The sequence below is a fragment of the Cellulomonas sp. URHE0023 genome (genome assembly GCF_000688475.1).
Taxonomy (GTDB): Bacteria; Actinomycetota; Actinomycetes; order Actinomycetales; family Cellulomonadaceae; genus Cellulomonas.
Genome location: NZ_JIAN01000005.1, coordinates 1,711,687 through 1,725,934 on the forward strand (window position 1 = coordinate 1,711,687; position 14,248 = coordinate 1,725,934).

General features: G+C 73.4%; 15 protein-coding genes. 14 read left to right on the forward strand and 1 reads right to left on the reverse strand.

Annotation, left to right across the window (positions count from 1 at the left end; genetic code table 11):
- The first annotated feature begins 3 nt into the window (after positions 1-3).
- The 14 genes from folP (at position 4) to N553_RS0108760 (ending at position 12,770) form a co-directional block, all read left to right on the forward strand.
- Positions 4-951 carry a dihydropteroate synthase gene (gene folP / locus N553_RS21920; RefSeq protein WP_051639932.1) on the forward strand — a complete coding sequence of 316 codons (948 nt, stop codon included), beginning with the start codon at positions 4-6 and terminating at the stop codon, positions 949-951.
- Positions 948-2,465 (forward strand): 2-amino-4-hydroxy-6-hydroxymethyldihydropteridine diphosphokinase, encoded by a 1,518-nt coding sequence (gene folK / locus N553_RS21925; protein WP_051639933.1) that lies wholly within the window; start codon positions 948-950, stop codon positions 2,463-2,465. The genes folP and folK overlap by 4 nt, the downstream gene beginning before the upstream one ends.
- Entirely contained in the window at positions 2,465-2,956 is a 492-nt protein-coding gene (locus N553_RS0108710; protein ID WP_034621514.1) for a DUF3180 domain-containing protein, read from the forward strand. The genes folK and N553_RS0108710 overlap by 1 nt, the downstream gene beginning before the upstream one ends.
- Positions 2,957-3,000: 44 nt before the next feature.
- Positions 3,001-3,510, forward strand: a complete 510-nt coding sequence (locus tag N553_RS0108715) for a PH domain-containing protein (RefSeq protein WP_028046189.1) — start codon at positions 3,001-3,003, stop codon at positions 3,508-3,510.
- Complete coding sequence (locus N553_RS21930) at positions 3,507-5,114, forward strand: PH domain-containing protein (RefSeq protein WP_231505201.1); 1,608 nt, start codon at positions 3,507-3,509, stop codon at positions 5,112-5,114. Before N553_RS0108715 ends, N553_RS21930 begins: the two co-directional genes overlap by 4 nt.
- Positions 5,111-6,109, forward strand: coding sequence for a Rossmann-like and DUF2520 domain-containing protein (locus tag N553_RS21935; protein WP_051640041.1), 999 nt, complete (start codon positions 5,111-5,113; stop codon positions 6,107-6,109). Before N553_RS21930 ends, N553_RS21935 begins: the two co-directional genes overlap by 4 nt.
- Positions 6,106-7,029, forward strand: a complete 924-nt coding sequence (gene panC, locus N553_RS0108730; RefSeq protein WP_028046190.1) for a pantoate--beta-alanine ligase — start codon at positions 6,106-6,108, stop codon at positions 7,027-7,029. The genes N553_RS21935 and panC overlap by 4 nt, the downstream gene beginning before the upstream one ends.
- A complete protein-coding gene (gene panD / locus N553_RS0108735) occupies positions 7,026-7,484 on the forward strand; it encodes an aspartate 1-decarboxylase (protein WP_028046191.1) in 459 nt (152 codons plus the stop codon). The genes panC and panD overlap by 4 nt, the downstream gene beginning before the upstream one ends.
- Positions 7,481-9,208: an L-aspartate oxidase gene (locus tag N553_RS0108740; protein WP_028046192.1), complete on the forward strand. Its 1,728-nt coding sequence runs from the start codon at positions 7,481-7,483 to the stop codon at positions 9,206-9,208. Before panD ends, N553_RS0108740 begins: the two co-directional genes overlap by 4 nt.
- On the forward strand, positions 9,205-9,651 hold the full coding sequence (locus tag N553_RS0108745) for a GNAT family N-acetyltransferase (RefSeq protein WP_028046193.1): 447 nt from the start codon (positions 9,205-9,207) through the stop codon (positions 9,649-9,651). Before N553_RS0108740 ends, N553_RS0108745 begins: the two co-directional genes overlap by 4 nt.
- Positions 9,652-9,721: 70 nt before the next feature.
- Complete coding sequence (gene nadC, locus N553_RS0108750; protein WP_028046194.1) at positions 9,722-10,609, forward strand: carboxylating nicotinate-nucleotide diphosphorylase; 888 nt, start codon at positions 9,722-9,724, stop codon at positions 10,607-10,609.
- A gap of 60 nt (positions 10,610-10,669) precedes the next feature.
- Positions 10,670-12,172, forward strand: a complete 1,503-nt coding sequence (gene lysS, locus N553_RS0108755; RefSeq protein WP_028046195.1) for a lysine--tRNA ligase — start codon at positions 10,670-10,672, stop codon at positions 12,170-12,172.
- Between the two features lies 1 nt (position 12,173).
- Entirely contained in the window at positions 12,174-12,374 is a 201-nt protein-coding gene (locus tag N553_RS21940) for a hypothetical protein (RefSeq protein ID WP_034620884.1), read from the forward strand.
- Positions 12,375-12,440: 66 nt separating this feature from the next.
- Positions 12,441-12,770, forward strand: a complete 330-nt coding sequence (locus N553_RS0108760; protein ID WP_028046196.1) for an Lsr2 family protein — start codon at positions 12,441-12,443, stop codon at positions 12,768-12,770.
- Positions 12,771-12,853: 83 nt separating this feature from the next.
- Here the strand turns inward: N553_RS0108760 and xylB are convergent, their stop codons facing one another.
- The gene (gene xylB / locus N553_RS0108765; protein WP_028046197.1) at positions 12,854-14,248 is read right to left on the reverse strand and encodes a xylulokinase; all 1,395 of its coding nucleotides are present in this window, start codon (positions 14,246-14,248) and stop codon (positions 12,854-12,856) included.

Below are 14,248 nucleotides of genomic sequence, written 5' to 3' on the forward strand. Positions count from 1 at the left end.
CCCATGGCCGGCACCCCTAGGCTCGGCAGCGTGACGGGGATTCCTGACGCCGGCCGGACCCTCGTCATGGGGGTCGTCAACGTCACGCCGGACTCCTTCTCGGACGGCGGCCGCTGGTTCACGCCGTCGGCGGCCGTCGCGCACGGCCTGGAGCTCCTCGCCCAGGGTGCCGACCTCCTCGACGTCGGCGGAGAGTCCACCCGTCCCGGCGCCCGCCGGGTCCCCGTGCAGGACGAGCTGGACCGCGTGCTCCCCGTGATCGACGGGCTCGTCGCGCGCGGCGCGGCTGTCAGCGTCGACACGACCCGTGCGGTCGTCGCCCGCGAGGCCGTCGCGCGTGGCGCCGTGCTGGTGAACGACGTCTCTGGCGGGCTCGCCGACGACGACATGTACGAGGTCGTCGCCGAGACCGGGACCGCCTACGTCGCCATGCACTGGCGCGGTCACGCGGACGTGATGGACGAGCTGGACGACTACGACGACGTGGTCACGGACGTGAGGCGCGAGCTCGCCGCCCGGGTCGCGGCGCTGCGGGCTGCCGGGGTGCGTGACGAGCAGGTCGTGCTCGACCCGGGCCTGGGGTTCGCCAAGGCGGGCGCGAGCAACTGGCCGCTGCTGGCGCGCCTGCCCGAGCTGGTCGCCGACGGGTTCCCCGTGCTCGTCGGGGCGAGCCGCAAGCGCTTCCTCGGGCACCTCCTCGCCGGCGCCGACGGGGAGCCCGCGCCCCCGCTGGCGCGTGACCGTGCCACGGCAGCCGTGTCGGCGCTGGCCGCGGCCGCAGGAGCTTGGTGCGTGCGGGTGCACGAGGTGGCAGGCTCTGCCGATGCGGTCCGCGTGGCAGCGGCCTGGCACGCAGGGCAGGCCGGCAGCGCCGGGCGTTCCGTCCTGGACCTGGCCGAGGACGAGCTCGCCGTCGACGAGGACGCACGAACCGGAGGGAGCACGCGGTGACCACCGACGAGCAGTGGGAGGGTGGCGTCCTCGACGGAGGCGGCCGGCTCCTGGACCAGATCCGGCTCACGGGCATCACGGCCACGGGCTACCACGGCGTCTTCGAGTTCGAGCGTCGTGAGGGGCAGACGTTCGTCGCAGACGTCATCGTGCACCTCGACACGCGGCGGGCGGCGGCTCGCGACGACCTCGCGCACACGCTGCACTACGGCGAGCTCGCCGAGCAGGTGTCGGCGGTGCTCTCCGGCGAACCCGTGGACCTGATCGAGACCGTCGCGGAGCGCATCGCGGCCACGGTGCTGTCCCACGCGATCGTGCAGGCGGTCGACGTCAGCGTGCACAAGCCCCAGGCGCCCATCGAGGTGCCGTTCGGCGACGTCGTCGTGCGCATCCGACGCGACCGCGCGAAGCTGCCTGCCGCGGAGCCGTACGTGCCGCGGGCGCAGGCCGAGGCCGCGGCCGCGGTGCGTCAGGGTCCCACGCCGACGGCGTCGTTCCCCGTGACGCCGGCGCCGGGTGCTCCGGTGGTCGTCGGCACCGCGGCGGCGGAGCTCGCCGCCGCGGAACCCCCTGCACCGCCTGCCGCCGCACCGGTCGCGCCAGCTGCCGTCGCAGCGGCCGCACCGGTCATCCCGCCGACCGTCCCGTGGTCGGACATCGTCCAGCCGATCACGGCAGGACCCCCGCCGGCTCCGGGTGAGCTGTCGAGCCAGGGTCCGGACGGTGCCCCCGCGTTCGCCGCACCGCTGGCGTTCGAGCCCACCGGGCTCGCGCACGCGGGCGCTCCCGGGGTCAGCGGCGCGCCCGAGGCGCCGACGGGCGAGGTTCCCTCGGTGCGTGCCGAGCTGGTCGAGACGAGCACCGGCGTCGTCGTCGGGGAGGTCGTGTCGGACGCGCTGGACGTCACCCCGCCTGCGGTCGTGGACGTGGTGCTCGCGCTGGGCGCCAACCTCGGCGCCGCACAGGACACGCTGCGCTCCGCGGTCGACCTCCTGGCCCACACGACGGGTCTCGAGGTCGTCCAGGTCTCGCCGCTCGCCCGGACCGCCTCGGTCGGTGGACCGGAGCAGCCCGACTACCTCAACGCCGTGGTGCTGGCGCGCACCATGCTCTCGCCGCGCGAGCTGCTGCGCGTCGTGCAGGGGATCGAGCAGCGCCACGGCCGGGTCCGCGAGGAGCACTGGGGTCCGCGCACGCTGGACATCGACATCGTGGTGTACGGCTCGGTGACGGCGGTGACCGACGACCTGGAGCTGCCGCACCCGCGGGCGCACGAGCGCGCGTTCGTCCTGGAGCCGTGGGCGCAGGTGGACCCGCAGGCGGTGCTTCCCGGCTTGGGAGGTGGGCCGGTCGCTGCGCTGGCGGCGACGGCGCCCGATCGTGAGGGCATCCGCTGGCTCGCGCTCGACTGGCTGTCGGCCCCTCCGGCACCGGTCTCGGACGGTGGCGCGCCGGAGGGTGACGCGACGGAAGGCACCCCGTTCCACGACGGCACGGAGGCACCGGGCTCGTGATGCACAGCACCCGCTGGCAGACCCTGCTGCTCGTGGCGGCCGGGGTCGCGGTCGGCACCTGGATCGTGCTGCGGACGATGGCCTCGCGTGGTGCGCTGCCGCCGAACGTGCCCTGGCTCGTGGTCGTCGTCGAGCTCGGGATCGCTGTCGTCGTCTTCGTGCTCGGGTGGCACGTGCGCGAGTACCTGCAGGGCAAGAGGCCCAACCTGGATGCCCTGCGGGCCGCGCGCACGGTCGTTCTCGCCAAGGCGTCGTGCTACACGGGCGCGCTGCTCGCCGGATGGTACGGCGGCCACGTCCTCGCGCTGCTGACGGGCACCGACGAGCCGGGCAACGGCGGGCGGATCGTGTCGGCGGCGATCGCCGCGGGCGGTGGTGTCGTGCTCTCGGTGGTCGGGCTCGTCGTGGAACGCTTCTGCCGCATCCCGCCGCCCGAGGCGGGTGCGGAGGCGACCCGCGAGCGTCCGGCGCCGGACCCGACCACGCCCTGACCCTGACGCGGCGGTGAGCGTGCGTGCGGTGACAGGATGGACACATGACCTCTGACGCGCTGCCTGCCATCCGGGAGCCCTTCGATCCGAGCGACGTGACGTGGACCCCCGTGTCCCGCAAGCTGGTCGGCGCTCGGCTCACGGTGGCGGCGTTCTTCGTCGTCCCGCTCCTGCTCCTCGCGGTCGCCGGCGCGATCGCCGGGGGTGACGCGTGGCTCTGGTCTCTGCCTGCGCTCGTGGTCCTGCTCGGGCTGTGGATCGTGTGGCTGGTCCCGCGGCAGGTCGGCGCCATGGCCTACGCGGAGCGCGCGGACGACCTTCTGGTGCGCCACGGCATCATGGTCCGCTCGCTGGTCGTGGTTCCGTACGGGCGCATGCAGTACGTCGACGTCAACGCAGGGCCCCTGGCACGCAAGTTCGGCATCGCGACGGTGCAGCTGCACACGGCCGCGCCCGCGACGAGCGCGGCGATCGACGGTCTGCCCCCGCACGAGGCCGCGCGCCTGCGCGACCGGATGGCCTCTCGGGGCGAGGCCCGGCTGGCGGGACTGTGACCGAGCAGCTCCCCGGTACCCACGTGCCGCCCGTCGAGCACGAGCCGGTCGGAGGTCCGGACGCGATCACCGGCTGGCGGCGGATGCACCCGGTCACCCCTGCGCTCAAGGGCTGGCGCATCCTCGCCGTGGTCGTCGGTGTCGTCGTGATCCAGTCGGAGAACCTGCGCGACGCGATCGACCTGAGGCACGGCAAGACCTGGCTCGCGCTGATAGGTGCGATCGTGGTGGTCGCCATCGTCGGGTTCGCGTACTCGTCGCTGGCGTGGCGGGTCACGCGGTTCGCCGTGACCGACGAGGCCGTGCACCTGCGCACGGGGCTGCTGTTCCGGCAGCAGCGGCAGGCGCGCCTCGACCGGCTCCAGGCGGTCGACGTGGTGCAGCCCTTGCTCGCACGCCTGGTCGGCCTGTCCGAGCTGAAGATCGAGACTGCCGGCGGGGACGGTTCCGGCGTCTCGTTGGCATTCCTGCGTGAGGCCGACGCCGAGGTGCTGCGCTCCGAGCTCCTCGCGCTGGCTGCCGGGCTACGCCGCCCGACGGGCGCGCCCGCGGCACCTCTGTCCGGACAGGGCGCGGTAGCCGATGTCGACCCCGGTTCGTCGACGCTGCCGGACGCCCTGCCCGCACATGCACCGTTCGACGCCGCACCGGAGCGCGAGGTGTACGAGCTCCCGATGCCCCGGCTCGTCGTCGCGACGCTGCGCTCCGGAGCGGTACCCGTGCTGGTGCTGGTCGCCGCCGGCCTCGTCACCGCGGCGGCCCTGTCGGGCGACATCGGCGTGATCTTCGTGATGCTCCCCGCCGTGTTCGGTGGCGCGGCCTTCGTGTGGAACCGGGTCAACCAGGGCGCAAACTTCCGGGCGGCCATCTCGCCCGACGGCATCCGGCTCAGGCACGGTCTCACGGAGAACCGTGCCCAGACCGTGCCGCCGGGCCGGGTGCAGGCCATCCGGCTCTCGCAGACCCCGCTGTGGCGTGGCAAGGACTGGTGGCGTGTCGAGATCAACGTCGCCGGGTACGGCCAGGGCAACGAAGCGCAGCGCGACACCGTCCTGCACCCCGTGGCCACGAGAGGCGAGGCGATGACGGCCCTGTGGCTCGTCCTGCCCGACCTCGGCGTCGAGGACCCGGTGGCGCTGGTCGACGCCGCCCTCGACAGCTCGGGCAACGACGCGGGGTTCACCGGTGCACCACGGAGCGCCCGCTGGGTGGACCCCGTCGGTTGGCGCCGGCACGGCTTCCGCGTGACCGACCGCGCGCTGGTGACCCGCTCCGGCAGGTTCTGGCGGCAGATCGACGTGGTGCCGCACGAGCGCACCCAGTCGCTCGCGATCGAGCAGGGCGCCCTCCAGCGCAGGCTCGGGCTGGCGTCGTTCGTCCTGCACTCGACGCCCGGACCCGTGGCGCCGCGCGTGCGGCACCTCGCCGCGGAGGTCGCCGCGGAGCTCCTCGACGAGCAGTCCGCCCGTGCCCGGACGGCGCGCGCGACGGCAACGCCGGAGCAGTGGATGCGCGCCGTGGGCGTCCCGACGCCCGCGGACCGGAGCGGGTCCGCGCCCCCGGCCGGTCCCGTCGAGCCCGGCCCGCCGGGACCGTCCGCGTGAGCGACCCGGGCAGCCGCCCGGGGCGGCTCGGGGTCGGTGTCGTCGGTGCCGGACGCGTCGGCGCGGTCCTCGGAAGTGCGCTGCGCGCGGCCGGTCACCCGGTGGTCGCCGTCTCGGCCATCTCGGAGGCGTCCAAGGAGCGTGCCGCCGCGTTGCTGCCCGGGGTACCCGTGCTGGACGTACCGGAGGTGGTCCGTCGCGCGGAGCTGGTCCTGCTCGCGGTCCCGGACGACGCGCTCGGTGACCTGGTGAAGGGCATGGCGGACGTCGGAGCGTGGCAGGCCGGGCAGATCGTCGTGCACACGTCGGGAAGGTTCGGCGTCGACGTCCTCGCACCGGCGCGCTCGGCGGGCGTGATCCCGCTGGCGTTGCACCCCGCGATGACGTTCACCGGCACGTCCTTGGACCTCGCGCGTCTGGTCGGCTGCTCGTTCGCGGTCACAGCGCCCGGCCCGGTGCTCCCGATCGGGCAGGCGCTCGTCGTGGAGATCGGCGGCGAGCCCGTGGTCCTCGACGAGTCCGCTCGCGGGCTGTACCACGCGGCCCTCGCGCACGGCGCGAACCACCTCGTCGTCCTGGTGGCGCAGGCCGCGCAGGCCCTCGCGGACGCGGGCGTCGCCGACCCCGGCCGGATGCTCGCGCCGCTGCTGGAGGCTGCGCTCGACGGCGCCCTGCGCGCGGAGTCGCCCACGGATCCCGTGACGGGCAGCCGAGGTCCCGGTGCGATCACCGCCCTGACCGGACCCGTCCGCCGCGGCGACGCGGGCACAGTTCGTCAGCACGGGGCCGCGCTGGCCGGCTTCGCAGCCCGCACTGGCGCCGTCGACGTGGTCGAGGGGTACCGTTCTCTGGCCCGTTCGGCAGCCGGACGTGCGCTCGCCGCGGGTCTGATCTCCGCGTCGACGGCGCAGGACGTGCTCGACGGCATCAACGAGGGCTCCCCGACGTTAGGGAACGTGAGCCTCCAGACGGACCCGCAGGAGGATCCGGAATGACCACGCAGACCACGACGCCGACACTGGTGCACACGCGCCAGGAGCTCGCCGCGGCCCTTGCGGTGCAGGACGTGCAGGCCGTCCCGCGCGCGGAGGGGCGAGCGGCCCACACCGCGCGGCCGCACCGCCGCGCGGTCGTCATGACCATGGGCGCGCTGCACGCGGGTCACCTGTCCCTCGTCGCGAAGGCCCGTGAGCTCGCGGACGCCGTCGTGGTGACGATCTTCGTGAACCCTCTGCAGTTCGGTGCCGGCGAGGACCTGTCCCGCTACCCGCGGGACCTGCACGGCGACCTCGCGCTGCTGTCCGGTCCGGGTCTGCTGGGTCCGGACGACATCGTCTTCGCGCCGGGGCCTGACGTCGTGTACCCCGACGGGGACCCGGTCGTCCGGGTGAGCGCGGGCGCGATCGGCGAGGTCCTCGAGGGCGTGTCCCGTCCCGGCCACCTGGACGGCGTCCTGACCGTCGTCCTGAAGCTGCTGCACCTGACGCGCCCCGACGTGGCGCTGTTCGGCCGCAAGGACGCCCAGCAGCTGGCAGCGGTCCGGCGCATGGTCCGTGACCTCGACGTCCCGGTCGTGGTGCACGGCGCGCCGCTGGTCCGCGACGACGACGGTCTGGCGCTGTCCAGCCGGAACGCGTACCTGTCCGCAGACGAGCACAGGCGCGCACTCGGCCTGTCGCAGGCGCTGCGGCTGGCGGCCCAGGAGCGGGAGGCTGACGGCATCAGGTCGACGGCCCTGGACACCCTGCGCGCCGCGGGGGTCGACGCGGTGGACTACGTCGCGCTCGTCGACCCGGAGACGTTCGCGGAGGTCCCGTCCTCGTACGTGGGCGACGCGCTGCTGCTCGTCGCCGCCCAGGTCGGCGCGACACGCCTGATCGACAACGACACCGTCACCGTGGGAGGACCTGCGTGACGACTCTCGTGCGCACGATGATGACCGGCAAGATCCACCGCGCGACCGTCACGCAGGCCGACCTGCACTACGTCGGCTCCATCACGGTCGACGCGGACCTGCTCGCGGCTGCGGACCTGCTGCCCGGGCAGCAGGTCGACGTGGTGGACGTGACCAACGGTGCGCGCCTCACCACGTACGCCATCGCGGGCGAGCCGGGCAGCGGCCAGGTGTGCGTCAACGGTGCGGCGGCGCACCTGATCCACCCCGGCGACATCGTCATCCTCATCGCGTACGGCCAGCTCGCCGACCACGAGGCTCGGACCTACGAGCCTCGCGTGGTGCTCGTCGACGCGGAGAACCGGATCGCCGCGCTCGGCGACGACCCCGGTCAGGTGCCGCCAGGCTGGCCGGATCTCGAACCGAGCGGCCTGCCGTTGGCCGAGGGTCGCGCGCTCGTCGGGCCGACAAGGTGACCGCCCTCCTCGGTGATCTCGTCCAGGTCAGCAGTACGGGGGCCACGCTGGCCACCCGGCTGGCGGCTCCGGCTCCGGGGTGGACCGTCCAGGCGGACGCGGTGGTCGTCGGCTCGGGGATCGCCGGCCTGACCGCCGCCCTCGAGCTGCGCACGCGGGTGCCCCGGGTCCTGCTCGTCACCAAGGACGCGCTGGCCTCCGGCTCGACGGTCTGGGCGCAGGGCGGCATCGCTGCAGCGCTCGACCCGTCGGACTCCCCGAGCGCGCACCTGCAGGACACGCTCGTGGCCGGCGCGGGACTGTGCGACCCTCGCGCGGTCGAGGTGCTGGTGACCGAGGGCCCGGCACGCGTCCGGGAGCTCGTCGCACGCGGTGCGGTGTTCGACCGCGCACCGGACGGCTCCATCTCCCTGACGCGCGAGGGCGGCCACCACGCCGACCGGATCGCGCATGCCGGGGGCGACGCGACCGGCGCGGAGATCTCGCGCGCGCTCGTCGCCCAGATCGAGGCGGTGCGCAACGACCCCGGCATCGAGGTCATCGAGCACGCGCTCGTACTGGACGTGCTCACCGGCCCGCCCACCGCGGACGGCCGCCCGGGCCGGGCGTGCGGCGTGACCCTGCACGTGATCGGCGAGGGCCAGCGCGACGGTGTCGGCGCCGCGCTCGGCAGTGCGGTGGTGCTCGCCACGGGCGGCATCGGTCAGGTGTTCCGTTCGTCGACGAACCCCTCGCAGGCCACCGGCGACGGCATCGCCGCGGCACTGCGCGCGGGCGCGGTGCTCGGGGACGTCGAGTTCGTGCAGTTCCACCCGACGGTCCTGTGGCTGGGCGCGGGCGTGAAGGGCCAGCTGACGCTCATCTCGGAGGCCGTCCGCGGCGAGGGTGCGCTGCTGCTCGACACCGACGGTGTGCGGTTCATGCCGGACGTCCACCCGATGGCCGAGCTCGCGCCACGGGACATCGTCGCGCACGCGATCGTGCGCCGGATGGCTGCCACGGGCGCGGACCACGTGTGGCTCGACGCGCGGCACCTGGGGCCCGAGTTCCTGCGCCGCCGTTTCCCGACGATCAATGACAGGCTGCTCGAGCACGGCATCGACATGACCACCGACCTGGTCCCGGTTGCGCCCGCGCAGCACTACCACTCGGGTGGCGTGGTGACCGACCTGGTCGGACGGACCAGCGTCCGGGGTCTGTACGCGGTCGGCGAGGTCGCGTGCACGGGCGTGCACGGGGCCAACCGGCTCGCGTCGAACTCGCTGCTCGAGGGGCTGGTCTTCGCGACGCGCGCAGCCCGGCACATCGCGGCACAGGAACGCCTGCCGCTCGTCGACCCTGTGGAGCGTCCCGGTGCTGCGGCGCTGGTCGCCGCGGCGTCCCGTTCCCGGGTGCAGCGCATCGCCTCGGACGGGCCGGGCGTCCTGCGGTCGGCCGAGGGCCTGGGCCGCGCGGCGGCGGCGCTGTCCGCCGTCCCGACCGATGCGCACCTGCGCAGCGACGAGGGCCGTCGCCTGGCCGCGCCGCAGGTGGCCGAGTGGGAGACCACCAACGTGCACCAGGTGGCGACCGTGCTGACGGCGACGGCGCTCGAGCGTGAGGAGAGTCGCGGTGGTCACTCCCGCAGCGACTTCCCGTCGCAGGTCGACGCGTGGCGCCTCAGGCTCGAGGTCCGGCTGGACGCCGAGGGAGCTCTGGTGACGCGCCGCGCTCCGCTGACGTGACGGTCCTGCTGCGGCTCGCCCGCCGTGAGGACCTCGCGCGGATCGTGGAGCTCATCGCCGACGACTCGATAGCGGCCGCGCGCACGGGCAGCCTCGGCGCCGCGCACGTCGCAGGGTTCGAGGCCATCGAGGCGGACCCGAACAACGAGCTGGTGGTCGCCGAGCTGGACGGCGAGGTCGTCGGCACGATGCAGCTCACCTACGTCCCGGGGATCTCCCGGAACGGCGCGACGCGGCTCCTGGTCGAGGCTGTGCGGGTGGACGTGCGGCTGCGCGGCGGCGGCGTGGGTCGGCAGATGATGCTGTGGGCGCACGAGCGGGGTCGCGCGCGCGGTGCCGTCGTCGCGCAGCTCACCTCCGACAAGAGGCGGTCCGACGCGCACCGGTTCTACCGGAACCTCGACTACGAGCAGTCGCACGAGGGATTCAAGCTCGCTCTCTAGGCGGCACGAGTCCTGGGGCGGTATGTGAACGCCGGCAGGAGTCGCCGACGAACCGGTCTACCGTGGCGCCGTGAGCGCACTCGACCCCGACTGGATCGCCAGGACCGTCGCGACAGCCCTCGACGAGGACCTCGGTCCGGAACCTGGCCGAGACGTGACGACGCAGGCGACCATCTCGCCGGACGCGACGGGCACCGCCGATCTCGTCGCACGTGAGTCCGGTGTCGTGGCTGGTCTCGTGCTCGCACAGGCGGTGGTCGAGCAGGTGGCGCGGCGACTCGGGCTGCCGACGCCGACGGTCGACCAGCGCGTCCCCGACGGGACCCGCGTGGAGCCCGGCGACGTGCTCGTCGTCCTCGAAGGACGCGTGCAGGTGCTGCTCGTGGCGGAGCGGACGCTCCTCAACCTGGCGAGTCGCGCCTCGGGCGTCGCGACGCACACGCGGAGGTGGGCGGATGCGCTCGAGGGCACCGGCGCCCAGGTGCTCGACACCCGCAAGACCACGCCCGGGCTGCGTGCGCTCGACAAGTACGCCGTGCGCTGCGGCGGGGGGACGAACAAGCGGATGGGCCTGTACGACGTCGCGATGGTCAAGGACAACCACGTGGTGGCAGCGGGTTCGGTGACCGCGGCGATCGACGCGATCCGGGGCAGGTACCCCGAGGTGCTCATCCAGGTGGAGGCCGACACCCTGGCCCAGGCGCTGGAGGCGGTCGCCGCCGGGGCGCGGTTCCTGCTCCTGGACAACATGGCGACGGCGCTGCTGCGTCAGGTGGTCGAGGCGGTCCGAGCCACGGGGGAGAGCGTGGAGCTCGAGGCCACGGGCAACCTCACGCTGGACCGTGCGCGGGAGGTCGCGTCGACCGGTGTCGACTACCTGTCGGTCGGTGGCCTCACGCACTCGTCGCCGATCCTCGACCTCGCACTGGACCTGGAGCCGGCGGCCGGGCGCGTCTGAGGACGAGCGGTCGGCAGGAGGCCTGAAGAGCCGCTCAGGAGGCGCCGGTATCCTTGCCCGGTGACTGACGCACCGACCGACGACGCCCCCGAGCAGATCCGCGTCCGGCGGGAGAAGCGCGAACGCCTGCTGGCCACCGGCCAGGAGGCCTACCCGGTCGGCGTCCCGCGCACGCACACCATCGCGCAGGTCCGGGCGGCGTACCCCGACCTCGACGCCGGCACCGAGACCGACGACGAGGTCGGCATCGCCGGTCGGGTGGTCTTCGTCCGCATCGGCGGCAAGCTGTGCTTCGCCACGCTGCAGGACGGCGAGGGCAACCGGCTGCAGGCCATGTTCAGCCTCGACGCGGTCGGCGAGGAGCGTCTCGCGGCGTTCAAGACGGACGTCGACCTGGGCGACCACCTGTTCGTGCACGGCCGCGTGATCTCCTCACGGCGGGGCGAGCTGTCGGTCCTGGCCGACTCCTGGCAGATCGCCGCCAAGTCCTTGCGGCCGCTGCCCAACCTCTACGAGGGCGTCGAGCTGTCGGAGGAGGCACGCGTCCGGCAGCGCTACGTCGACCTGATCGTGCGCCCGAGCGCGCGCCAGACGGCCCGCCTGCGTCCGGCGATGATCCGCTCGCTGCGTGACAACTTCCACGCGCGGGACTTCATCGAGATCGAGACGCCGATGCTGCAGACGCAGCCCGGCGGTGCGGCCGCGCGCCCATTCATCACGCACATGAATGCGTTCGACATCGACCTGTACATGCGGATCGCGCCCGAGCTGTTTCTCAAGCGGGCGGTCGTGGGCGGGATCGAGCGCGTCTTCGAGATCAACCGCAACTTCCGCAACGAGGGCGCCGACTCGACGCACTCACCCGAATTCGCGATGCTCGAGGCGTACGAGGCCTATGGCGACTACGACACGATGGCGGAATTGACCCGGGACCTGGTGAAGACCGCGGCGCGCGACGTTCTGGGCACGACCACGGTGACACTGCCCGACGGAACTGAGTACGAGCTGGGCGGGCAGTGGGAACAGCTGTCGATGTATGACTCGTTGTCGGCGTCCCTGGGTATTGAGATCACGCCCGGGACGGCGTTGGAGGACCTTCTGGTTCTTGCGCAGAAGTTCGAGATCGACGCCGACCCCAAGAAGGTCAGCCACGGCAAGCTCGTCGAGCTGCTGTGGGAGGACCGGGTCGGGGACGCGCTGCACGCTCCGACCTTCGTGCGCGACTTCCCGGTCGAGACGAGCCCGCTGGTCCGTCAGCACCGCTCGCGTCCCGGCGTGGTCGAGAAGTGGGACCTGTACGTACGCGGGGTCGAGCTGGCGACCGGGTACTCCGAGCTCGTGGACCCTGTGATCCAGCGTCAGCGCTTCGAGGCGCAGGCTCTGCTCGCGGCCGCCGGGGACGACGAGGCCATGCGGGTCGACGAGGACTTCCTCACGGCGGTCGAGTACGCGTTGCCGCCCAGCGGAGGCATCGGCCTCGGCATCGACCGACTTCTGATGACGCTGACCGGCCTGGGCATCCGCGAGACGATCCTCTTTCCTCTCGTGAAACCGCAGGCGTGACATGAATCCCCTGTTCACCGCCCTGGCGGCTCTGCTTCCGTCGATCGGCGTCGGTGTGCTGTTCTGGCTTGCCATCCGCGCACTCGTCAATGCTGACCGCACGGAGCGGCAGGCTTTGGCAAAAATGGATGCCGAGGAACGCGTCGCCGACGCGGCCAAGGCGCGAAACGCAAATACGGAAACTCCGCCCACGGGCGTTTGACGTTGAAATGTTGCAGTGTCATAGTGACCGCGTCAGCATTGCAACATCAGCCAGACGGAGCGAACAATGGCGCAGAAGGTCCAGGTTCTCCTGGTCGATGACATCGACGGTGGTACCGCCGACGAGACCGTGACGTTCGGCCTCGACGGCGTCACCTATGAGATCGACCTGACGGCAGGCCACGCGAGCGAGCTGCGTGACGCTCTGGCGCAGTGGGTCGGGCACGCGCGCAAGGTCGGTGGCCGCACGGCGAGCAAGGGCGCCCCTCGCGCTCGTCGTTCGTCGTCCAGCGACGCGCAGGCCATCCGTGAGTGGGCCAAGGAGCACGGGCACCAGGTGTCCGAGCGTGGGCGCATCTCGGCCGAGGTCAAGGCCGCGTACGACGCGTCGCACTGACGCGAGAACGACATCGGCCGGCGCCGCCGGCCGACGCAGAGCCCGGCGCCCCCGCGCCGGGCTCTCGTGCGTTCAGCGGGTGGTCAGAGCGGGCGGGTGCCCGTGAGCTCGCGAACGGCGGCGTACTGCGACCGGACCTCGGGTCGCGGCTCGGCGCGGTGCACGGCGGCCTCCGCGGCGGAGCTCCATGCGGGCGCCTCCCCGGTCAGCACCCAGGCGGCCTGCCGAGCGGCGCCGTCGGCGACGTACTCGCCGGGCGTCGGGACGTGGACGTCGAGCCCCAGGACGGTCGGTGCGATCTCGCGCACCGCCGCGGACTGAGCACCGCCGCCGATCAGGAACAGCCGCTGCACGGGGACGCCCTGCGCCCGGAGCGCGTCGATGCCGTCGGCCAGCGCGCACAGCATGCCCTCGACGGCGGCGCGGGCCAGGTGCGCAGGCGTGGTGTTGGCCAGGCGCATCCCGTGCAGGGCGCCCGTGGCGTCGGGCTTGTTGGGCGTGCGCTCGCCCTCGAGGTACGGCACCAGGACCAGCCCGTCGGCGCCGGCGGGGGCGGCCAGGGCGAGGTCGGACAGGCCGCGGTGGTCGACTCCGAGCATGCGGGCTGTGGCGTCGAGCACTCGCGAGGCGTTGAGCGTGCACGCGAGCGGCAGGAACGCGCCGGTGGCATCCGCGAATCCGGTGACCAGCCCCGAGGCGTCGGCCGTCGGGATGCTCGAGACGGCCGAGACGACGCCGGACGTACCGATCGACACCGCGACGTCCCCGGGGCCGAGGCTGAGCGCGAGCGCTGCTGCTGCGTTGTCGCCGGCTCCCGGGCCGAGCACCTGGCCGCCGTGACTGCGGTAGCCCGCCTCCGACGGGCCCAGCACCCGGGGGAGCAGTGCGTCGTGGCCGAGGGCCAGCTCGAGCAGGTCGTGCCGGTAGACGCCGCTCGACGGCGACCAGTAGCCCGTGCCGGAGGCGTCGGACCGGTCGGTGACGAGGGTGTCCAGCCCTGCGGCGCCCGAGAGCTGCCAGGTGACCCAGTCGTGGGGCAGCGCGACGGCCGCGACCCGCTCGGCGATCGACGGCTCGGCGTCCCGCAGCCAGCGCACCTTGGAGACGGTCAGCGAGGCGACGGGGACGGAGCCGACGGCCGAAGCCCACGCCTCGGCGCCCAGCTCGTCGGTCAGGGCCGCGGCGGCGGGCGCGGACCGCGTGTCGTTCCACAGCAGCGCGTCACGGAGCACCTCGCCTGACGCGTCGAGCGCGACGAGCCCGTGCTGCTGACCGCCGACCGAGATCGCGGCGACGTCGTCGAGGCCCCCGGCCTGGGCGAGCGCAGACTGCAGGGCGTCCCACCAGTGCCTCGGGTGCACCGACGTCCCCTCGGGGTGCGGCGCCCGGCCGCTGCGCACGAGCGCACCGGTCTGCGCGTCCCGAACCACGACCTTGCAGGCCTGCGTCGAGGAGTCCACCCCGGCCACGAGCGTCAT